The sequence below is a fragment of the Bradyrhizobium sp. T-12 genome, from assembly GCF_058314695.1.
On the sequence record NZ_CM177756.1, the window covers coordinates 1277529 to 1299291 of the forward strand.

18 protein-coding genes and 1 tRNA gene are annotated in these 21763 nt (G+C 64.5%); 10 read left to right on the plus strand and 9 right to left on the minus strand.

Annotated features, from left to right (window positions below; translation table 11 throughout):
- Positions 1-70: 70 nt before the first annotated feature.
- The 3 genes from serA to AC0WRY_RS06200 all read left to right on the plus strand — a co-directional run bounded on the left by serA (position 71) and on the right by AC0WRY_RS06200 (position 5226).
- Positions 71-1660, plus strand: coding sequence for a phosphoglycerate dehydrogenase (gene serA, locus AC0WRY_RS06190; RefSeq protein WP_194406146.1), 1590 nt, complete (start codon positions 71-73; stop codon positions 1658-1660).
- Positions 1661-1885: 225 nt separating this feature from the next.
- Positions 1886-3058, plus strand: coding sequence for a thiolase family protein (locus AC0WRY_RS06195; protein ID WP_491122802.1), 1173 nt, complete (start codon positions 1886-1888; stop codon positions 3056-3058).
- 203 nt (positions 3059-3261) lie between these two features.
- Positions 3262-5226: a methyl-accepting chemotaxis protein gene (locus AC0WRY_RS06200; protein WP_491122803.1), complete on the plus strand. Its 1965-nt coding sequence runs from the start codon at positions 3262-3264 to the stop codon at positions 5224-5226.
- Between the two features lie 50 nt (positions 5227-5276).
- On the opposite strand, the gene AC0WRY_RS06205 is transcribed toward AC0WRY_RS06200, so the two are convergent.
- Complete coding sequence (locus tag AC0WRY_RS06205) at positions 5277-8720, minus strand: PAS domain-containing sensor histidine kinase (RefSeq protein ID WP_194406149.1); 3444 nt, start codon at positions 8718-8720, stop codon at positions 5277-5279.
- Between the two features lie 578 nt (positions 8721-9298).
- On the opposite strand from AC0WRY_RS06205, the gene AC0WRY_RS06210 reads away from it, so the two are divergent.
- From AC0WRY_RS06210 to tcmP, 3 genes are all read left to right on the plus strand, one after another.
- Positions 9299-9733 carry a phasin gene (locus AC0WRY_RS06210; RefSeq protein ID WP_194406150.1) on the plus strand — a complete coding sequence of 145 codons (435 nt, stop codon included), beginning with the start codon at positions 9299-9301 and terminating at the stop codon, positions 9731-9733.
- A gap of 351 nt (positions 9734-10084) precedes the next feature.
- Positions 10085-10161: transfer RNA gene (locus AC0WRY_RS06215), tRNA-His, on the plus strand.
- Positions 10162-10448: 287 nt separating this feature from the next.
- The gene (gene tcmP / locus AC0WRY_RS06220; RefSeq protein ID WP_194406151.1) at positions 10449-11339 is read left to right on the plus strand and encodes a three-Cys-motif partner protein TcmP; all 891 of its coding nucleotides are present in this window, start codon (positions 10449-10451) and stop codon (positions 11337-11339) included.
- Here the strand turns inward: tcmP and AC0WRY_RS06225 are convergent.
- A complete protein-coding gene (locus tag AC0WRY_RS06225; RefSeq protein ID WP_194406152.1) occupies positions 11306-12061 on the minus strand; it encodes a DUF5131 family protein in 756 nt (251 codons plus the stop codon). The two genes, tcmP and AC0WRY_RS06225, sit on opposite strands and share 34 nt — an antisense overlap.
- 353 nt (positions 12062-12414) lie before the next feature.
- Here AC0WRY_RS06225 and tenA point away from each other — a divergent pair, with 353 nt between their 5' ends.
- Positions 12415-13098 (plus strand): thiaminase II, encoded by a 684-nt coding sequence (gene tenA / locus AC0WRY_RS06230; protein ID WP_491122804.1) that lies wholly within the window; start codon positions 12415-12417, stop codon positions 13096-13098.
- A gap of 37 nt (positions 13099-13135) precedes the next feature.
- On the opposite strand, the gene AC0WRY_RS06235 is transcribed toward tenA, so the two are convergent.
- Positions 13136-13522 (minus strand): nuclear transport factor 2 family protein, encoded by a 387-nt coding sequence (locus AC0WRY_RS06235; RefSeq protein ID WP_491122805.1) that lies wholly within the window; start codon positions 13520-13522, stop codon positions 13136-13138.
- Between the two features lie 101 nt (positions 13523-13623).
- A complete protein-coding gene (locus AC0WRY_RS06240; RefSeq protein WP_491122806.1) occupies positions 13624-14562 on the minus strand; it encodes an AEC family transporter in 939 nt (312 codons plus the stop codon).
- A 328-nt stretch (positions 14563-14890) separates the two neighbouring features.
- Between AC0WRY_RS06240 and AC0WRY_RS06245 the strand changes: the two genes are divergently transcribed.
- The gene (locus tag AC0WRY_RS06245) at positions 14891-16030 is read left to right on the plus strand and encodes a helix-turn-helix transcriptional regulator (protein WP_211418449.1); all 1140 of its coding nucleotides are present in this window, start codon (positions 14891-14893) and stop codon (positions 16028-16030) included.
- A 48-nt stretch (positions 16031-16078) separates the two neighbouring features.
- On the opposite strand, the gene AC0WRY_RS06250 is transcribed toward AC0WRY_RS06245, so the two are convergent.
- Both AC0WRY_RS06250 and AC0WRY_RS06255 read right to left on the minus strand, forming a co-directional pair.
- Positions 16079-17002, minus strand: coding sequence for an HpcH/HpaI aldolase/citrate lyase family protein (locus tag AC0WRY_RS06250; RefSeq protein WP_491122807.1), 924 nt, complete (start codon positions 17000-17002; stop codon positions 16079-16081).
- 2 nt (positions 17003-17004) lie between these two features.
- Positions 17005-18171 carry a CaiB/BaiF CoA transferase family protein gene (locus tag AC0WRY_RS06255; protein ID WP_491122808.1) on the minus strand — a complete coding sequence of 389 codons (1167 nt, stop codon included), beginning with the start codon at positions 18169-18171 and terminating at the stop codon, positions 17005-17007.
- 342 nt (positions 18172-18513) lie between these two features.
- On the opposite strand from AC0WRY_RS06255, the gene AC0WRY_RS06260 reads away from it, so the two are divergent.
- Positions 18514-18858 carry a hypothetical protein gene (locus tag AC0WRY_RS06260; protein WP_491122809.1) on the plus strand — a complete coding sequence of 115 codons (345 nt, stop codon included), beginning with the start codon at positions 18514-18516 and terminating at the stop codon, positions 18856-18858.
- A 361-nt stretch (positions 18859-19219) separates the two neighbouring features.
- On the plus strand, positions 19220-19897 hold the full coding sequence (locus tag AC0WRY_RS06265) for a ParA family protein (protein WP_025032179.1): 678 nt from the start codon (positions 19220-19222) through the stop codon (positions 19895-19897).
- Positions 19898-20031: 134 nt separating this feature from the next.
- Here the strand turns inward: AC0WRY_RS06265 and AC0WRY_RS06270 are convergent, their stop codons facing one another.
- The 3 genes from AC0WRY_RS06270 to AC0WRY_RS06280 form a co-directional block, all read right to left on the minus strand.
- A complete protein-coding gene (locus AC0WRY_RS06270) occupies positions 20032-20178 on the minus strand; it encodes a hypothetical protein (protein WP_194406161.1) in 147 nt (48 codons plus the stop codon).
- 148 nt (positions 20179-20326) lie between these two features.
- The gene (locus AC0WRY_RS06275) at positions 20327-20476 is read right to left on the minus strand and encodes a hypothetical protein (protein WP_491122810.1); all 150 of its coding nucleotides are present in this window, start codon (positions 20474-20476) and stop codon (positions 20327-20329) included.
- Between the two features lie 193 nt (positions 20477-20669).
- Complete coding sequence (locus tag AC0WRY_RS06280) at positions 20670-21578, minus strand: 4-hydroxy-tetrahydrodipicolinate synthase family protein (RefSeq protein ID WP_491122811.1); 909 nt, start codon at positions 21576-21578, stop codon at positions 20670-20672.
- Positions 21579-21763 lie beyond the last annotated feature (185 nt).

Consider the following 21763-nt stretch of genomic DNA (forward strand, 5'->3'; position numbering starts at 1 on the left):
CAAGACGTGCTTCGCGCTTCAGCCCTGCGGATGACGTTCCGTAAATGCAGCTCGCACCACGGATCATCCCATGACCAAACCCAAAGTTCTCATTTCCGACGCGCTCTCTCCCGCCGCCGTTCAGATCTTCAAAGACCGCGGCGTCGAGGTCGACTTCCAGCCCAACCTCGGCAAGGACAAGGACAAGCTCGCCGAGATCATCGGCAATTACGACGGCCTTGCGATCCGTTCGGCGACCAAGGCGACCGCCAAGATCCTTGAGAAGGCGACCAACCTCAAGGTGATCGGCCGCGCCGGCATCGGCGTCGACAACGTCGAGATCCCGGCCGCCACGGCCAAGGGCATCATCGTGATGAACACGCCGTTCGGCAATTCGATCACGACCGCCGAGCACGCCATCACCCTGATGCTGGCGCTCGCCCGCGAGATTCCGCAGGCCGATGCTTCCACCCAGGCCGGCAAGTGGGAGAAGAACCGCTTCATGGGCGTCGAGATCACCGGCAAGGTCCTCGGCGTCGTCGGCTGCGGCAATATCGGTTCGATCGTCGCCGACCGCGCGCTCGGTCTGCGCATGAAGGTGATCGCGTTCGATCCGTTCCTGTCGCCGGAGCGCGCCAAGGACATCGGCGTCGAGAAGGTCGAGCTCGACGATCTGCTCAAGCGTGCCGACTTCATCACGCTGCATACACCGCTGACCGAGAAGACCAAGAACATCATCGACGCGGCCGCGATCGCCAAGATGAAGAAGGGCGTGCGCCTGATCAATTGCGCCCGCGGCGGTTTGGTCGACGAGCAGGCGGTGGTGGATGCGCTCAATTCCAAGCACATCGCCGGCGCCGCCTTCGACGTCTTCGTCGAGGAGCCCGCGAACAAGAACGTGCTGTTCGGTCATCCCAACGTGATCTGCACGCCGCATCTCGGCGCCTCCACCACCGAGGCGCAGGAGAACGTTGCGCTGCAGGTCGCCGAGCAGATGTCGGATTATCTGCTCACCGGCGCGATCTCGAACGCGGTCAACTTCCCCTCGATCACGGCGGAAGAGGCGCCGAAGCTGAAGCCGTTCATCTCGCTCGCCGAGAAGCTCGGCTCGTTCGCGGGCCAGCTCACCGAGAGCGGCATCCTCAAGGTCGAGATCACCTATGAGGGCCATGTCGCCGAGATGAAGATCAAGGCGATCACCTCGGCCGTGCTGTCGGGCCTGCTGCGCCCGATGCTGGGCGAGGTCAACGTCGTGTCCGCGCCCGTCGTCGCCAAGGAGCGCGGCATGGTGGTGGACGAGATCGTACGCGCCGCGCAGAGCGACTATGAGAGCCTGATCACCGTCACCGTCACCACCGAGCGGCAGGAGCGGTCGGTCTCGGGCACCGTCTATGCCGACGGCAAGCCGCGCCTCGTCGACATCAAGGGCATCCGGGTCGACGCCGAATTCGGCAAGTCGATGATCTACGTGACCAACGAAGACAAGCCGGGCTTCATCGGCAAGTTCGCGAGCCTGCTCGGCGATGCCAAGCTCAACATCGCCACCTTCCATCTCGGCCGCGTCGCGCCCGGCAGCGATGCCATCGCGCTCGTCGAGGTCGACGGCGCGGTGCCGGCGGACCTGCTCGCCAAGGTGCAGGCCCTGCCGCAGGTCAAGCAGGCCAAGGCGCTGACGTTCTAGCTCTTGTCATTCCGGGGCTCGCGAAGCGAGAACCCGGAATCTCGAGATTCCGGGTTCGGCTCTTCGAGCCGCCCGGAATGACGAACAACATATATTCCGACCCACGGAACAACGCCGCCTCCATCATCTGGAGGCGGCGTTTTTATTTCTCCCGCAGCCTGCCGACTTTGTGTACCAATGGCGTCCAGGACGCTTCGTACCAATCGTTCGACAAGGGAGAAAACAATGCGTGAAGCCGTCATCGTTTCCTATGCGCGCACGGGCCTCGCAAAATCCGGCCGCGGCGGGTTCAACATTACGCCGCCGATGTCGCTCGCGGCGCACGCCATCCACCACGCGGTCGACCGCGCCGGCGTCGACAAGGACTACGTCGAGGATTGCTATCTCGGCAATTGCGCCCATGGCGCGCCGAACATCGGCCGCCAGGCCGCGCTGCTCGCCGGCATGCCGAAGACCACCGCCGGCGTCTCGGTGAACCGCTTCTGCTCCTCGGGGCTGCAGACCATCGCGATGGCCGCCAACTCGATCCGTTCCGATGGCGCGGACTGCATCGTCGCCGGCGGCGTCGAGAGCATCTCGATGCCCGGCGGCGGCACGCCGAAGGAATCGATCGATCCTGAATTGCTCAAGGTCGCCCCCGATATCTTCATGGCGATGATCGACACCGCCGACATCGTCGCCGAGCGCTACAAGCTCAGCCGCGAATACCAGGACGAGTTCTCGCTGGAATCGCAGCGCCGCATGGCGGCGGCCCAGCAGGCGAACAAGTTCAAGGACGAGATCGTCCCGATGAAGACCAGGATGAAGGTCGTCGACAAGCAGACCAAGGCCGAGTCGATCGTCGATTACGTCGTCGATCGAGACGAGTGCAACCGCCCCGAGACCACGATGGAAGGCCTTGCCAAGCTTGAGCCAGTGAAAGGGCCCGGCAAGTTCGTCACCGCCGGCAATGCCAGCCAGCTCTCCGACGGCGCCGCCGCCGTGGTGCTGATGGAAGCCAAGGACGCCGAGAAGCGCGGCCTCAAGCCGCTCGGCCGCTTCGTCGCCTGGGCCACCGCGGGCTGCGAGCCCGACGAGATGGGCATCGGCCCGGTGTTCGCCATTCCGAAGCTGCTCAAGCGCACCGGCCTCAAGATCGACGACATCGATCTGTGGGAGCTCAATGAGGCCTTCGCTAGCCAGTGCCTGCATTGCCGCGACCAGCTCGGTATCGATCCCGCCAAGTACAACGTCAACGGCGGCTCGATCGCGATCGGCCATCCCTTCGGCATGACCGGCGCCCGTCTCACCGGCCATCTGCTGCAGGAAGGCGCGCGCCGCAAAGCCAAGTGGGGCGTGGTGACGATGTGCATCGGCGGCGGCCAGGGCGGCGCCGGCCTGTTCGAGATCTACAGCTGATCCGTAAGCGACGACCTCGATATTCCGAGCACGGCGCCGCGAGGCGCCGTGTTTCATTTTCGGAACTGGTTTGTGCACTCAATCGTGCACAAAGGCGAGTGATACAACAAATACACGTATTTGTACGTGCCCGCAAATTAACGGAAGGTTTGATGCCTTAGCGCTTCATCAACCGTATCTGTCACCATCGGGTCTTTCGTCAGATGCGGCTTCTCTCTCTTCGTCTCACCCACAAGATCACCGCGATCGGCGTGATCGGCGTCGTCCTGATCGGCGGCATTCACCTCTACGGTGAGAAAGCAATAGCCGCCTATCGCAACGCCGCCGAAGAGGCGCGCACGGTGTTCGAGCTGAACAACAGGATCGCGGTCGAGCTGCTGGAAGCGCGCCGGGCCGAAAAGGATTTCCTGCTGCGCAGCGATCCGGCCAGGGCCCAGCGCCAGGCCGAGATCAGCCGGCAGGTGGCGCTCGACATCGACACGCTTCGCGGCAGGATCTCCGGCCTCGGCAAGCCCGAGCTGGCGCAAAAGATCGACGCGATGAACGCATCGCTGAAGACCTACCAGGCGCGCTTTGCCGCGGTGGTCGAGGAACGGCAGCGGCTCGGCCTCGACGAGAAATCCGGGCTCGAAGGGCGCCTGCGCGCCTCCGTGCACGGCATCGAGAGCCAGGTCGACCAGCTGCAGGACTCCTCTCTCAAGGTGATCATGCTGATGATGCGCCGGCACGAAAAGGATTTCATGCTGCGGCGCGACGCCAGATATGGCGATGACATCAAGAAGCGTGGGACCGAATTTTCAGCCGCCCTCAACGCCAGCGCCATTCCTGACCACGCGAAAGCCGAGCTTCGCCAGAAGCTCGCCGATTACCAGCGCGATTTCTCCGCCTGGATGGAGACCGCGCTGAAGCTCGCGGCCGAGCTGAAGGCGATGTCCGAAGCCTTCTCCGCGGTCGAGCCCGTTATCGAGCACATCTCGAAGTCGGTCGACCAGATTCGCATCGAGGCCGACCGGCTGAACGAGGCCGAGCGTAGCGGCATCCAGTTCTGGATTGCGGTCGCGATCGCGCTGATCGCATCCGCCGTGCTCGGCCTCGGCATCTTCATCGGCCGCTCGGTGTCGAAGCCGCTGACCGCGATGCGCGCGGCGATGATCGAGCTCGCCAACGGCAATTTCGCCATCGTGCTGCCCGGGCTCGGCCGTCCCGACGAGATCGGCGAGATCGCGCAGGCCGTCGAGACGTTCAAGATCAATGCCGAGCGCAAGGCGAAGGAAGAGGCGGAAGAGAAGATCAGGCAGGACAAGCTCGCCGCCGAGCGCCGCCGCGCCGACATGATCCGGATGGCCGACGATTTTGAAGGCGCCGTCGGCGAGATCGTCGAGACCGTATCGTCCGCCGCCAACGAGCTCGAGGCTTCGGCCACGTCTCTGACCACGACGGCCGGCCGGTCGAGCGAGCTTGCCACGCTGGTCGAGGCGGCGTCCGAGGAGGCTGCGACCAACGTTCAGTCGGTGGCGTCCGCGGCGGAAGAGCTCACCGCCTCCGTCAACGAGATCAGCCGCCAGGTGCAGGCCTCCGCCCGCATGGCCGGCGAGGCCGTCAGCCAGGCCGGGCAGACCAACGACCGCGTCAGCGAGTTGTCGAAGGCGGCCGCACGCATCGGCGACGTGGTCGAGCTGATCAACGCCATCGCGGGCCAGACCAATCTGTTGGCGCTGAACGCCACCATCGAGGCCGCGCGCGCCGGCGAAGCGGGGCGCGGCTTTGCCGTGGTGGCCTCTGAAGTGAAGGCGCTGGCCGAGCAGACCGCGAAGGCGACCGGCGACATCGGCCAGCAGATCTCGAGCATCCAGGTCGCAACGCAGGATTCCGTCGGCGCGATCAAGACCATCGGCGGCACCATCGAGCGGCTGTCCGAAATCTCATCGACCATTGCGGCCGCGGTGGAAGAGCAGGGCGCTGCGACCAGTGAGATCTCGCGCAACGTCCAGAACGCCGCCGCCGGCACCACGCAGGTCAGCGCCAACATCTCCAGCGTGCGCCAGGGCGCGACCGAGACGGGATCTGCCTCCTCGCAGGTGCTGTCCGCGGCGCAGTCGCTGTCGAACGACAGCAACCGGCTGAAGATCGAGGTCAGCAGGTTCCTGGAGACGGTGCGCGCGGCGTGAGCTAAGGGGCGCGCTGCCTCTTCGCTACGCTCGCAATGACGGTGGGCGCCTCACGCCCCCGCCAGCGCCGGTGCGAACACGACTTCGATCAGCGTGCCGTGGCCCGCGCTCTTGATGTTGAAGCGGGCGCGGTTGGCTTCGACCAGGGCCTTGGTCAGCGACAGGTTCAGCGCCGCATTGTCCGCGGCATCGCCCGGCGGCGGGGTGCGGAACGGCTCCATGGCGGCGGCGACCTCGCGCTCGGAAAGGCCATGGCCGGTGTCGCGGATGCGAAGTGCAATCTCGCCGCGGTCGGTCGTGGCGGTCGAGACGATGACCTGTCCGCCGGCACTGGCGAGCCGGATCGAGTTCGAGATCAGATTCATGGTGATCTGCCGCATCGCGCGCGCATCGACATGCACCTGCGGCAGCGCATGCGCCAGCGAGGTCCGGATGATGATGCGCTCGCGATTGGCCTGCGGCTGCATCACCGTCACGCAAGCTTCGACGAGGTCGTTGAGGTTGAGGTTGGCGAAGTTGAGGTCGAGCTTGCCGGTCTCGATCCGCGACAGCTCCAGCAAATCGTCGATGATCGCGATGACACGCTCGCCGGAGGCGCGGATGTCCTTCATGTATTCGCCGTAGCGCTCGTTGCCGAGCGTGCCGAAGCGCTCGGAGATCATCACCTCGGCAAAGCCGATGATGGCGTTGAGCGGCGTGCGAATCTCGTGGCTGATCCGCGCCAGCATGTCGGCCTTGGCGTTGGCCGCACCGTGGACGAGGCGGCGCGCCTGCGTCAGCTCGCTCTCGCCCTGCTTGCTCTGGCTGAGGTCGCGGAACACGGCGAAGAAGTTCGGCCCGTCCGGCCGCGTGCGGCCCATGATCATCGCGAGCGGAATGACGCCGCCCTTCTTCTCGCGCCCCAGCACCTCGCGGCCGTGGTCGAGCAGGCTCGCAATGTCCTGGCTCTTGAGGCTTTCGAGATAGTCGACGACGATCTGCTGGCTCTCGGGCGCGAACAGCGTCACGAGGTTCTGCTCGAGCAGCGCCTCGCCGTCATAGCCGAACAGCGCTTCCGCGCTGCGGTTGCAGGCGTGGATGTTGCCTTCGGCATCGAACATGACGATGCCCTCGGCCGTGGTGTCGAGGATCGCGGCGAGATCTTCCGCCTCGGCTTCGCCGACCGCGGGCTCGAGCTCGGGCGCGTAAGGGAACGACTCCGGGACGATGGCTTCGGCAACGACGCTCTCTGCGATCACGGCGGCGGGCGCCGCCGGCGGCAGCGCGCAGATCAGCGCATGCGCGCTCTCGCCGTCCCAGTCGATCGTGTGCAGATGCGCTTCCGTGGTCGGAAGCGGCGCTTCGCCGTTCGCGACCGTCGCGCTGATCGCAACCGGCGTGCCGGCCTGCGAGGTGCTGCTCGCCGGGGACACGCCGGGCGCGACATAGAGCGCATCCAGCCCGCCGGCATCTTCCAGCGCATGGAGGTCGGCATAGCCGATGCGCGCGAGAAACGCGGGGTTGGCGTAGAGCAGGCGGTCGAGCCGGTAGATCAGGATGCCGCTCGGCAACAGGTCGAGCAGAGTGCGGTCGCGCGCGCTCATCCCGCGCGGCGGCGGCGCGGGCTCGGTCAGCCATTCTGCCGCGGGTGGCGGCGCAGGCTCCGGCGCCGGCGCTTCAGCAGTGATCTCCGCCGCGGGCTCGGACGATTCCGCGATCGCCTCGCGCTCGCGCTCCAGCCGTTCGGACAATTGCCGGGCGAGCTCGTTGAACGCGCTGTTCTCGACCGGCGTCAGCGTCGGCGACGATCGCGCATCGCCGGCCAGACGGAACGGCACGACATTGGGAGGGGTTTCGACTGGCGTTTCCACTGGGCTGTCCGGATCTTTTGGCTGTGAATTCGCGTCGCTGGTCGGTTCGGTGTGTTCGGCTTCGGCGGTCGGCTCGGGCGGCTCGATCGGTGGAGGCGGCACCTCCGCCACCGGCTCGGGCTCTTCCACCGGCTCGGCCTCTTTCAATGGCTCCGGCTCGACCACCTCGGTGGCCAGGCCGTGCTGCGCCGGCGGCTCGCTCAGCAGCTCGAAGCGCCTGAGCGCATCGAGCCGGTTGAGAGCGTCGAGATCGCGGCAAACGCCAAAGCCCTTGAAGCCCGCGAACTCGCGCGCGGCATCGTAAGTCGGCAGGCCCGCGAGCTCGACCGGCAGAAGCGCGCCGCCATCGGCCGGCCAGTTCAATGTGATCCCGGCCCAGGTGTCGTGGCTCGCCAGCGCCTGTGCGACGCGCCCCTGCGGGTCGAGCGCGAATGTGTCCGCGATCTCGTGCCAGGGACGGCCGAAACCCCCGGCGGTGCGCGCGCCGATCAGGCGGATGAATTCGTCGGAGAGCAGCACAAAGCGGCCCTCGGCATCCGTCTGCCAAAGGAAGCGCAGCGGATGCTGACGCGGTGCGGGCGGCTCTTGACCCGACAAGTCTTGACCCGGCGGCGGCTCGACCATGGAAGACGTGATCGGCGCAGCCTGCGGCGACACCATGGCTTCCGGTGGGTTTTCAACCGGAGTCTTTGCCGTGATGTCGGCGGCCTGCTCGGCCACGTCACGCACCGGATCTCGATCGGTCTGTTCGACCGTGTCCTCAACCGTGTCTTGCGGTTCGGGCGCGGTCTCGTTTGCTATGGGCGCCTCGACCGGCTCGGCGAACGCATCGAACAAGGAGATTCCGGCCGAGACGTCCTGCGATGGCAGCGGCTCGCTCGGCATGGACGCCGCGTCTTGCGCGGGCTCGACCGGCGCCTCGCGCGTGCTCTCCGCCGTGCTCTCGGGCATGGGCTCGGCAGGCCTCTGCTCGACGGGCCTTTCTTGCGCCGCGGCCGTCGGCTCGATCAGCGCGACCAGGCCGACATCGGCGCCGCGGCCGACCCGTTGCAGCACCATGTGGCCGATCCCGATCGGCGTCTCGACGCGGCCGTCGCGCAGCGCATCGCTGCGCGCCTGCTCGAGGCCGGCCTCGCCGAGATCGCGAAAGCCGAGCAGGGCGCGGGCGGCGGCGCTGGCGCCGACGAACAGGCCGTCGGGCGCGAACGCCGCCATCGGCATGTCGGCGCCTTCGACCAGGCGATGCAGCCGCTCGACCAGCGGCATGCTGCGCAGGCTCGGGTCCATCGCGGCGACGAGCACCGCATGGCTGCCGTCGGCAAATTCGAGCCGGGCGCAGGCGCAGGTCATCAGCGTGCCGAGCTTGGCGCCGAAGCCGCGCAGGCGTTCGAGCCGCACACTGCCGTTCGCCGGCAGCTGGCGCGCGAGCCTGACGATCTGGCGGCGATGGGGGTCGGCAGGGCCGAACGCCTTGTCCGCCAGCGCCGCGCTATGCGCCGCGCCGAACAGCCTTGCGCCGACCGGATTGGCCCACAGCACACGCGCGCCGTCGGTCGACCACAGCCAGGCCGGCAAAGGGGAGGTCGCATGCACGGCCAGCCGCGGATCGCCCACCCCTCGCAACTGGAAATCCGAACTCGTCATCCGACCGGCTTTAAGTCTCACGCTGGCAGCTGGCAGCTGCCGGAATGGCAGCCTTAAGAAAGGGTTAGTATCGCGCGCACCCGCGCATAGGTCCACGGCCCCGCCATTGGGAGGACCCCCAAAGCCGCGATAACCTTAATCCCGCCACCCAGGCAAGCCGGAGCCGGGGTGCATCCAAGGGATTCGGTCGACTTACTCCGCCGTCATTCCGGGGCGCGCGTAGCGCGAGCCCGGAATCCATCTATCCTCCGGCTCTGCTGCCCGATGGACTCCGGGCTCCCTCGCTTCGCTCGTGCCCCGGAATGACGAGGAGGGGAATTTTCTCAACCCCCGGTTCCCCCTTACCGGAACCTCACCCTGCCCGAGATTAAATTTGCGCGCCGCACCCTCGAGGCGCATTGCGCTGCACAATGTTGACACGATAGGCTGCAATATTATGGGGGCTGGGCGAGCCATCTCGTTGTTTCGCGTTTCCAGTCTTCGTTCCCGCCAGTCTTCAAAGCAGAGACAAGGCCCCGGTTGGCCGGCGGGCGCGCCAGAAGGCTCACTCCATTTTTTCATTATCGTGAGGGACGACCATGACAGGTGCGACTGATCCGTTTTCTGCCTCGATCATTCCGTTCGAGGTTCCCGAGCAGATGCGTGCGTTCGCCGAAAAGGGCGTGTCGCAGGCCCGCGAGAACTACGCCAAGTTCAAGGACGCGGCCGAGACCCATAACGGCACCGTCGAGGCCGTGTTCACCTCGGCCTCCAAGGGCGCCAGCGAGTACAATGCCAAGCTGGTCGAGTTCATGAAGGCCAACACCAGCGCGCATCTGGACTTCGCCCAGGAGCTGTTCAGCGTGAAGTCGCCGTCGGACGCGTTCGCGCTGTGGACCAACCATTCCCGCAAGCAGCTCGAGACCTTCCAGTCCCAGGCCAAGGAGCTGGCCGAGCTCGCCCAGCGCGTCGCCGCCGAGACCGCCGAGCCGATCAAGGCCTCTGCCTCGAAGTACATGCCGCCCGCCGCCTGAGCGGTCAGGCCGGATTTGAGTTGAGAGAAACCCGGGCGGAGCGGCCCGGGTTTTTTCTTTCTTCGCCTCTCCCGCCTGCGGGAGAGGCCGGCGCCAGACGATGCGAAGCATCGCCGGGCGACGGGTGAGGGCTCTCACCGCCCGGGGACTGCCTCGGCAGGCGGCATCGGGCGCACAACACCCCGATGCCCGCCATCGCACCCGATTTCCCCGCACCGAACGCGATTTCAGCCGGTTTTTCACCCCAATGCGGCCTTGCCAAACCGGGCCGTTGCACCTAGTTTCCGCCCCGTCCAGCCCCCCTCGGCAACAGGCCTTTTCAGGCACCCCTTGAGGGCGGCTCGCCAGGATGCAGTTGTAGCTCAGTTGGTTAGAGCGCCTGTCTGTGGAACAGGAGGTCGGTGGTTCGAGCCCACCCAACTGTACCAGCGGTTAGCGTTCGACGGTCTTTTTAGCGGTAGGGCCTAGATACCAATTAGCTACCATGCTCGCAGGTTGGCTCCGTGGTCGCGGCTGCTCAACATGGGCTTGTTGGTTGAATGCAGGTGCGCTGCGCCCTCCCTTCCCACCTCCGAGGGGAAGGAGCCGAACTCTTCAATCCAAACTCCGGCATGCGCTTCCGCTAATTTGCGGCGAATCCAAGATATGGGCCGTATTGCTGGCAGACCACGACTCGTGGTTGAAATGATCTTTCGCTCCAAATGAGTTTGCCGCGATGCCAGTCGATCACGAGTTCGGCGATCAACACACAGAGCTAAAGCTCTCTATAGTCGAAAAATATCTGCACTTCTTCACTACGGCGCTGAGAGGAAAGTTTGGCGAGCTTTGGTATATTGACGCCTTTGCAGGCACTGGCTCGCGAACGGTTCGGCATGAAGAACGGCCGGCTGGCCTCTTAGACGGTGGCGAACCGGAAAGAGTAGAGCGTCGCCGCGGCTCTGCCAAGATTGCTATCGACGTGCGACCGGCCTTTGACTTTATCGTATTCATTGAAAACAAGCCGACGTATTTTGCGGCTCTGGAAGAATTGAGAGCAATCCATTCGGGTAGGCGCATCGCGGTGATCAAGGATGACGCCAACGATGCGCTCCAATCACTCATCGCTGGTAACAGCTGGCATTCTAAGCGCGCCGTCCTGTTCCTTGATCCGTACGGAATGCAGTTGGATTGGTCGACCCTCGAAAAGGTGGCGGCAACAAAGGCCATCGATGTTTGGTTTCTATTTCCGTTATCTGGACTGTACCGCCAAGCTACGCGCGACTTGGCCGATATCGACCAGCACAAACGAGCCGCCCTCACTCGCATGTTTGGTTCTGACGCATGGGAAGAAGAACTCTACCCAAAGACAGTTCGAGAAGATCTGTTTGATGGTATCGTAGAGGAACCGCGGCAGCGATCGGCGGACGTTGCCGGCCTTGAGGCGTACGCCAAAAAGCGGCTGGAAACCATCTTCGCTGCTGTACTCAAGCCACTGCCGTTGCCGCTACACGATCGGCCGCAGCGCTTCTCGTTGTTCTTCTGCGTTTCGAACGATGATCGGAAAGCGATAGGGCTGGCCAGCCGCGTTGGGAATCACATCCTCAAAGCCGGCGGCATGGCGTCGTAAGTGCGGCCGTGGAGTAGGCGACCGGCAGCTTTCTTATTTTTGCCACCCCATTGTTTGAAGAAGAATGCCGTTCCAGCGCGCTGGCACATGGCTTCGATCTCCTCCACCCATTCGGGCTTCATCTCACGCGCTCGGGGTCCGCTTTCCCCACCGACAATCGCCCAATCGATGCTGGATAAGTCTCCGGCCGCAACAGAGCCGATTAAGGGCTCAAAGGAAACGAAGCGCACCGCCGCCGGCACGGCTCGCAGTGCGTCCAGTCGCGAGAGTACCCGAGTGTCTTCAACGCTTGTGCCCAGCCAGACGTTAGGCAAAACACTGAAGCGGGAATCTGAAAGCATCTCCGCCATAATCTCAGGTCGCTTTGTCAGAATTTGATAGGTGTGCCGCGGTGTTTCTTTCATCACCTTCCACACCTGCAAAACGAACGTTTTCGGGACCTTCGGATGAAAAAGGTCGGACATTGAGTTGACGAATACCTTCCGCGGCTTCTTCCAGGCATGCGGCGCTTCGAGAGATTTGGCGTCCAGCCGGATCTTTCCGGTCCAAACAGCTCGGCCGCCGCTCTTGCGGGTCAACCCGGCGTATTTGTCGAGCCCCATCGCATCGAGCCTAGCCGCCATTCGCATAGCGTAGCAATTGGTGCAGCCAGCCGTCAGCACGGTGCACCCGGCAACGGGATTCCAAGTTGCGTCGGTCCATTCAATTGAAGTTTCCGCCATTGAGACACTGAATCAGAAGACCGCGAACATGGGAATCAAAATTTGAAGTTGGCGGCCAATGATTGGCACATTGTCCCACTGGCTGGTTCGCGACATCCTACCATCTATCTGCACCGGCCGAAATGGTGGCGTCGCCGGCGGCTACTTCGCCCTATCGAGCTCTAAGACATTCGGAATTACGGTGCATTCTAGTGCACAAAACTCCGCAGGGAGTGCCCTACCCGGGAAGTGCCTCTTCACAACGCTGGTCAAAGCCAATTTTCTGCGCTGTTACCGTGGCTCCCCCGTTCGCAATGCGTTATCGATCGCGAGCCAAAGACGTTCATGGACAAGCAAGCCAGGCGGACAACATCGTGAGTTTCTTCGAGCGTCTCAAGACAGCAGCATCCGGTGAGTGGCGGGCCTACACCGAACATCCCTTCACGAACGGATTGGCGGACGGCTCGCTCCCCGAAGCTGCATTTCGTCACTACCTTGTTCAGGATTACCTGTTCCTCATCGAGTTTGCCCGCGCCTACGCGCTCGCGGTCTACAAGTCGCCCTCGCTTGCCGACATGCGCGAGGCCGCTTCCGGCCTGTCGGCCATTCTCGATGTCGAGATGAACCTGCATGTAAAACTCTGTGCCGATTGGGGCCTGTCGCCGGCTGACCTTGAACAGGCCCCGCCGGCGGCCGAGATGCTGGCCTATACACGCTACGTGCTCGACGCCGGGATGCGCGGCGATCTGCTGGCGCTCAAGGTGGCGCTTGCGCCTTGCGTGATCGGGTATGCGGAGATCGCAACGCGGCTCGCCGCGCGGCCCGGCGCTGACGCTGCGACGAACGCCTATCGCGTCTGGATCGCCGAGTATGCCGGCGCGCCCTACCAGGAGGTCGCGGCCAACGCGCAGGCGCATCTGGAGAAGCTCGCCGATCGCTACGTCACGCCGGCCCGCGAGGCCGAACTGACCGCAATCTTCAAGGAAGCCACCCGGCTCGAGGCGGACTTCTGGGAGATGGGCTGGCGCGCGGGCAAGCCTATTGCCGAGTTACGGTGACAATGCGCGGTAACTCCTCGCGGAGCTGCATCCCGCCTCAGCCAATCATCGCCTTGATCTGCGCCGTATCCGCGAACTCGATCAGCTCCGCGATCTTGCCGTCCTGGAATCTGAACAGGTCCAAAATCTCGGTGCTGACCGTTTTCCCGGTCGGATGGTATCGCACGTTGAGGCGGCAATGGACGGCGACGCGATCGCCGTCGACCAGCTCAGCCAGGATCTCGCGGCCTTCGAAGCCGAAGCCGGCGGTCAATTGAGTGAAACCTGCGTGCAGGGTCGGGTGGCCTTGCATGCTTCCTGCCAGTTCGAGCGCGCCCTTGTTGCCCATCAATGTGAATGCGCCCTCGGGGTGAAAAGCCGTCACCAGGCTATCGGTGTTGCCGCTGTCGCGCGCGGCGTAGGCGGCCTTGATCAATGCGAGCATGTCTTCGCGTTGTGCCATGTCAGCCTCCCTGCAAGACGTATCAGGGCAGCTTAACGACCTCTACGGGTAAAGGCAAAACGTCGCGATCATGGTGCAGGTGCTCAGCGCGCCACCACCCAAACCACCACCGGCAGCGTCACCGCCGCCAGCAGCGTGCCCAGCGCCACCGCGCCCGACACCGGGTTCACCAGCCGTTGATACTGCACCGCGAAGATATAGGCGTTGGCGCCGGTCGGCATCGCCGCGAATAGCACGACGACGCCGGCGGCGATCGGCGGCAGGCCGAGCAGTCTTGTGAACGCGAACGCGGCGGCCGGCATCGCTGCCAGCTTCAGCGCGCACATGACAAAGATGCTCAGCTTCTCGCCCTTCACCTCGAAGCGGAACAGGTTGATGCCGAGGGCGATCAGCGCCGTCGGCGAGCCCGCCTGTGCGAGCAGCTCGATGGTGCGGTCGATGACGGGGGTGAGACCGAGACCGGTGAAGCGCCAGACCACGCCGAAGCCGATCGCGAGCATCAGCGGATTGCGGGCGAGATCAGTGAGCACGGGGCGGATCACCGACAGCGCCGAGCCGGTGCGCTTGCGGCTGACCAGCTCCATCTGCAGGATGCCGCAGAGCCAGAGCAGCGGCGTGTTCACCGACAGGATCAGCGCCATCGGCCCCGCCGCCTCGTTGCCGAGCGCGGAGAGCACGAGGGGAATGCCGAGCATCACGATGTTGCCGTAGACCGAGCCGATCGCGAACACGACGCCGTCCTCGCGGTCCTCGCGCCGCGCGCGGATCAGCGCGGAGATCAGAAGCGCCGCGATCCAGGTCAGGGCGAGCGCTCCGTAATAGGCGCCCCACATCCGGTAGGGGCTGACATCGGGGAATTCCGAGACGACGATGGTGCGGAACAGCAGGGCGGGGATCGCGATGCTGAAGGCGAATTCGCTGATGCCCTTGTGCGCGCTTTCCGAGACGAAGCGAAACAGCACCGCGGCGTAGCCGGCGGCGATCAGCGCAAACACCGGAGCGACGATCAGCAGTGTGGCCATGCGCGCCTACGATCCCAGTTCGATGATCCCGCGCGCGATCTGCACATTGGGAGTAGCCAATCATTCCTGCCTTCCAGCGTCTCCGCCGCTGATGACGATGATAGTGCTCGATGATGGCGAGAGTTGACAGGAACTCCCGCAACGCGAGTGCAAAATAGCGGCAGGGCCGACCAAAGACAATTTTGTGCACCGCCACCGTAATCGATTTCATACTCAGAAATCCGGTGGAAGTCTTGGGAGAGCGGCCGGATCGCAATTGCCGAAGGGCAATCTCGTGTAACCTGCAGCTTCTTTTAACCTAATGTATTCTCTGATCGATTGGGAACCCATGGCCCTTGCCGCCGACCGTCTCCTCCCTGCCATCGAAGCGATCTACGATGCCGCAGCGAGCCCATCACTTTGGCCATCCGCTCTTGGCAAGATCGCCGACTGCTTCGATGACACCGGCGCGATCCTGCAGTGGCGAAGGGACGATGGGGCGTTCGGAGCCATTGCCTCCGAACGCCTCGCGCCTGCGCTCGCCGACTATGGGGCGCGTTGGGCGCAGCATGATTTCAAGGCCGAACGTTGCGTTTCGTCCGGCCTTTACGTCAGCGGCGAGCCCTTCACCGATCGACACATCGGCCCGATCGACGACGCCTACCTCAACCATCCCTTCAGCAAGGAATTCCTTGCTAGGCATGGTTTGGGCTGGTTCGGATCGATCGGGGTGTCACCCGACGCACGGATCCTCGTGGCGCTCAGCGTGCAGCGAGCCTTCGCCAAGCCGCAGTTCTCCGACGCTGAACTGGACCTGATAGCGACGCTCGGGCGCCATGCCGAGAAATCGTTGCGGCTGTCGATCCGGCTGCTTGATACCGAACTGGCCAATCTGGGCCTTGGCGACGCCCTCGCGCGGATCGGCATTGGCGTGTTCGCGCTGGACTCGTCGGCCCGTGTGCTGTTCGCCAATCCGGTCGGGGAGAGCCTTCTCGGAGAGGTGTTCGACCTCGTGAACGATCGTCTGCGTGTTCGCATGGCAGCGAGCCGGGCGCCGTTCGAGACCGCGATGACGCAAACGCTTCGCGCCGAGGCGCGCGATCTGCTGGCCGAGCCGAGACCCATTCTCGTCGAGGCGAGCGCAACTGGCCGGCGTTTCGTCATCTACCTCCTGCCGATCACCGCCGGCGCACACCCGGAGAGTCATTTTCTGACCCGCACGCGAGCGATCGTGCTCGCGATCGAGTTGAAATCTGCCGAGCCGCCGGATCCCGCCATCGTGCGGGACATCCTGGGCTTGACGCTCGGGGAGGCCAGGATCGCCTCGCTGGTGGGGTCGGGCGTTCCGCCGAAACAAGCTGCGGGGCGCCTTGGGATTGCCGAAGAGACGGCGCGCAATGTGCTGAAGCGCGTGTTTCAGAAGCTCGGCATATCCAGGCAGAGCGAACTCGCAGCGCTGCTTGGCCGGCTCGTGTTGCGCGGGCCCTGAACCACCGGCCTTCGGAGGATCGGCGTCGGGAACGGCTTTCAATCGCCGCTACGATCCCAGTCCGATGATGCGGCGCGCCATGCGCACATTGGCATAGTCGATCATCTTGCCGTCCAGCGTCACCGCGCCCTGGCCGTTCGCCTCCGCCTGCTCCATGGCCTCGACGATGCGCCGCGCCTGCGTCAGCTCCGCGGCCGTCGGCATGAACGCGCGCCGCGTCGGCTCGATCTGGTCGGGGTGGATGACCTGCTTGCCGTCGAACCCCATCGCCGCGGCCTTCTGCGCGCTGCTTTCCGTCAGCCTCGCGTCGCGGAACGCGCCGCAGGGGCCGTCGATGGCGATGAGGCCGCGCGCGCGGGCGGCCACCAGCAGGCGCATCATGGGATAGGCGAACAGGTCGAGCGGCGCTGAGGCATAGCCGGTCTGCACTGAACCGACATGGCGGTAGCCGTCCGGCGACACGCCGATGTCGGAGGAGCGCGCGCCGATGGAAGCGGCGAAATCGCCGACGCCGAGGTGCAGCGCGGCGACGCTGGCGTGGCACGCAGCGAGCGCGTCGACATTGACGAGGCCGAGCGCGGTCTCGATCAGCAAGTCCAGCGCGACCGGTTCGGCGCGATCGGGCGCGGCCGCGCGCAGCTGATCGGCAATCGCAACGATGTCGCTCGGGTTCTCGGCCTTCGGCACGATCAAGGCATCGAGCCGCGGCAGCGCCGCCAGCGCGCGGAGCTCTTCGGCGATGAACGGGCTGTCGACGGCGTTGATCCTGACAGTCACGCGCTTGCTGCCCCAGTCGAGCGCGGCGAGCGATTGCACGGCTTCGCCCAGGGCAAGGCTCTTCTCGGACGGCGGCACCGCGTCCTCGAGGTCCATGAACACCGCATCCGCCATGGAGCTAGCTGCCTTGGCGACGAGACGGGCGCGATGCGCGGGGACGGCGAGGGTGGCCCGCACGGGCTGCTGATGCGCCATCGTCACGCGTCCTTCTCAAGGCCAAGTTCGCTGATGATGGCCTCGTTGTGCTGCCCCACATCGGGCACCGGATCCATCCGCGGCGTGAGGCCGGGAATGGTCAGAGCGGGCAGGAAGCTCATCACCGGCCCGCAGGGCGAGCCCACGCTTTGCACGCGCGAGCGCGCATGGAGCTGCTCATGCGCGAGGAACGCCTCGACCGAGTTCAGATGCGCGTTGGCAATCGAGGCCTCGTCCAGCAGCCGCAACACCGCCTCGCCGGTTAGGGCCGCAAAGCGCTGCTCGATATGGGCCTGCAGCTCGTCGCGGTTCTGCATGCGCAGCGGATTGGTGCGGAAGCGCGGGTCGTCGGCAAATGCGGCATCGCCGAGCACGATGCGGCAGAGCGAGCGCCATTCCCGGTCGTTCTGGATGCCGAAGAAGACGGTCGCGCCGTCGCCGACCCGGAATGGGCCGTAGGGCGCGATCGTGGCGTGCCTTGCGCCGGTGCGCGGCAGCGGCCGGCCGGTACTCTGCGTGTAGAAGGCGGGATAGCTCATCCAGTCCGTGATGGAATCGAACAGCGAGGCCTGGAAGGCCGTGCCCTTGCCGGTCCGCTGGCGGCGGTACAGCGCCATCAACACGCCGTTGAGGATGTACATGCCGGTGGCAATGTCGACCACGGACAGCCCCACCTTGGCCGGCTCCGCCTCGGTGCCGTTGATGGCGAGCACGCCGGCCTCGCACTGCACCAGCAGGTCATAGGCCTTCTTGTCGCTGTAGGGACCGCCGGTGCCATAGCCCGAGACGTCGCAGGCGATGATGCGCGGATGCTTTTTGAGGAGCGACGCCGCATCGAGGCCGAGTCTTTCAGCCGCGCCCGGCGCGAGGTTCTGGATGAACACGTCGGCCTGCGGCAGCAGGGCGTCGAGCACCTTGCGGCCGTCCTCGCTCTTGATGTCGATGGCAAGGCTCTCCTTGGAGCGGTTGGTCCAGACGAACTGGCTCGACATCCCGTTCATCACATGGTCGTAGTCCCGGCAGAAATCGCCCGCGCCAGGCCGCTCGATCTTGATGACCCGCGCGCCCCAGTCCGCCAGATGTCGGCTGGCCAGCGGCGCCGCGATGGCCTGCTCGAGCGAGACCACCGTAACGCCAGACAGCGGCAGCTCCGCCTCATTCCCCTCCATGTGACTTCTCCTCACGTGCGCTTGTCGACCGGCGCAGGAGACAAGCCGGCCACCCCACGCGCATCTTCTTGGATGTGACATGATGCCCCTGTTTTGCCCGACAAGTCAAACGAGGCTTCGTTTAATCCTAAAAATTGCTGAGGGATTACCGGCACTTGGCTACTGTGCATGGGGTTGTTTTCGCGTTTTTTGGGTTGGCCTTCAGGAACCGTCGATTGCTGGTGCCAGGCTGTCCGCCTGTTGCCGAGACCGCACAGCTCCGACCTTTCGCATCTCCCATCGGTTGCCAACCAACCGCGGTTCACCCACTATCCGCTTCCTGTTCGACCTGTGGGGGACGAGATGCCGGCGCTTCGTTTCAAGACATCCTTGGCTGCTGCAACCCTCGGGATGGCTCTGGCCATGCTGGTCCAGCCCGGTGCCGGCTTCGCCTACACCCAGGAGGAGCAGCAGGCCTGCACGCCGGATGCGATGCGACTGTGCGGCGAGTTCGTGCCGAACGTCGATGCCATCACCGCCTGCATGATCAAGAAGAAGGCGCAGCTCTCGCCGCAATGCGCGGTGTTCTTCCGCCGCGGACCGGAGCCGGGCGAGCAGCGTGCCGGCAGGCCGACCAACATCGCGCCCAAAACGGCGAAGAAGACCACCAAGCCGGCGAGCAAGAAGAAGAAGACCAGCGACGGCTGAGCGCGGGGGCCTGCGTTCCTCTTTCGAAACCTCGTAAGGTAACGGACTCCTTTTGTTCGCGCAGACTGGCGCGAGGCTTGCGGCGTTGACGGACAGGCGCAACGGAAAAGAGTTGGGTGCCGCTCTGCGCGGCGAGGTTGCATCCTGTTTTTCCCGAACGACTGCTCAAAAAACGCACACAAGCCTGGATGCACTGCGTTTCATTGCAGTTCGTGTCGCGCCTTGCACATCGCAGTGTGACTCAAAAGCCAGCACGCCTTGTTATTTCGTGACCGCCGCGCAACTCTCGATAAATTTATCTTTCACGAATCAGCGCGGTGATTCATTTTCGCAGCCTGGGGTCAATCTGGAGGCCGAAGGTATGAACGTTATTGTTTTTGCATCGCGTAAAGGCGGCTCGGGCAAGAGTACCCTCGCCGCACATCTTGCCGCACAGATCAAGGCGAGCAAGCAGGTCATGCTCGTGGACGCGGACCCGCAGGGCTCGCTGACGCTGTGGCACAAGCTGCGCGGCACCAACGAACCGCCGATCAAGGCGGCCGTGAACTCCGTCAGCGGCATCGTCTCCGCCGCCAAGCGCGACGGTTATGAATGGGTGTTGATCGACACGCCGCCGAACCTGTCGGCCGTCGTCGACGACGCGATCAAGAACGCCACCATGGTGGTGATTCCCGCCCGTCCCGGCGTGTTCGACGTCAACGCGGTGCAGGAGACCATCCAGATGTGCCGCGCCGCGCGCAAGCCCTATGCGGTCGTGCTCAACGGTGCGCCGGCCAAGCGCGACGAAGCCGAAAGCCCGATCGTCACCATCGCCCGCGAAGCCCTGGCGAAATTCCGTGCGCCGGTGTGGGGCGGCCAGATCACCAACCGTTCGGATCTCCTGATGGCGTTGAGCCATGGCGAGGGCGCGCGGGAGTATCAGGCCGAGAGCCGTGCGGCCCAGGAAATCGCAAGGCTGTGGGCGGCAATCGAGCGTTCAGTGAAGGCCATTCGCGGCACGGCGTCGGCATCCGGCGCAATGCACAAGCAGGCAGCCTAATTTTTCATAAATCATTCCCCGGACGACAAACGCGCGGACGCCCGCGCGTTTTGCGTTTCTGAATGATGGTCCGTCATGCCGGGACAAGCCCGGCCATGGCGACGAGGAAGGAGAGCTGACCTGCAAGCCGAAGCTTACGCCACCATCAGCATGTAGAACACGATGACCGGCGACAGCGTCAGGATCACCGACCAGATGCCGACGGCCCAGAGAATGTCCTCGGTGGTAAAACCCTGCTCGGTGGACAGCTTCTCGTAATCAGCGTCGAAATGCGACGCCATTTCATTATGACTATTCACAAACGCCCCCGCGATTTCTTCGCTTATGGGCGTGGACGATACCCGGGATGTTTTAAAATTCCGGCTTGCAGGCTGCCACGTATTTGAACACAGCTCTGCCCTTCGGATTAACCATCCGGGCTCGTCTGTGTCAGCCGACCAGCCAGACCCGAAACAGCAGCGCCGGCATCAGGCCGAGCATCACCGCCCAGAACCCGAACGACGATACGACGAGAATTCCCTGCAAAAGATCGGCCGGCGCGAACTGGCTCGCGGCCGTCGGCCGTGTGTGATGCCCCATGGTCATTCCCCCTGTGAGAAGCCTTTCGAGGCTTACGATAGGCACCAGAGCGTAAACGAGGCGTGGATGCGCAATGCCGCGGATGCGAAGGCTGTTCGCGCGATGTTAACCACGGGGCGGTCTCTCACCACGGTCATTCCGGGTTCGCGACCTCGTCGCGCCCGGAATGACATGCGGAAGCAGTGACGAGCCGCTACGCCGCGACCTTCGTCCGCCGCTCGATCTCGCGATCGATCGTCGCCGCAAGCTCGCTGCCGATTTCCACCATCGGCAGGCGCACCTCGGGGCTGTCGATCAGGCCGCATCGCCACAGCCAGTACTTCGCCGGCGCCGGGCTCGGTTCGGTGAACAACAGGCGCGTCAGCTCGGCGACCTCATGCCAGCGTGCCAGTGCCGCGTCGTGATGGCCGCGCTTCAGTTCGGCATGGACGGCCGCAAAGGTCGCGGTCTCGACATGGGCGGACAGCACGATGCCGCCGTCGACGCCGTCGGTGAGCGCCTCGAAATAGTTCGCGTCCTCGCCGGTGAGCACGCGAAACTGCTTCGGGCGATCGCGCAGCAGCGCGATGGATTGCTCGCGGCTCGCGCCGCAATCCTTCAGGCCGACGATGTTCCTGTGCTCGGCGAGCCGCAGCATGGTCTGGTTGGTGATGTTCACCGAGGTGCGATAGGGAATGTTGTAGAGCGCGAGCGGCCAGGCGGCGTGATCGGCGAGCGTCTCGAAATGCGCCAGGAGGCCGCGCTGCGAGGGCCGCACATAATAGGGGCTCGCGATCAGATAGCCGTCGATCGGCCAGTCCGCGGTCTCGTCGAGACGCTCCTGCAGCCGCGCGGTGTCGGCGCCCGACAGCCCGAGGCAGATCGGCACGGTACGCCGGCCGGCTGCCATCTCGTCGCGCACGATGGCGACCAGACGTTCGAGCTCGGCCTCGCGCAGCGTCATGCCTTCACCGGAGGTCGCCCCCAAAATAAGGCCGTCGATGCCTTGCCCGGCGTAGTGCCGCGTCAGCCGCCGCAGCGAGCGCTCGTCGAGCGCTCCATCGCGAAACGGCGTCACCAGCGGCAGCCACAGCCCGTGCAATTGTTCCTGTAGACCAGTCATGTTTTCATCTCCTTCTCGGGAAAAACCTGAGACGGAGGGCACATGAAAAAACCCCGTCCAGGCGGCGGGGTTTTCGAAGATTTGCAGCGATGACGAAGCTTAGCTAGCGCGCGCAAACATCCGAGGCCCCGGGATGGGGGCCTTTTTTCGAGGCGATCGCCTTGAACGAGATTGCGCACAACTTC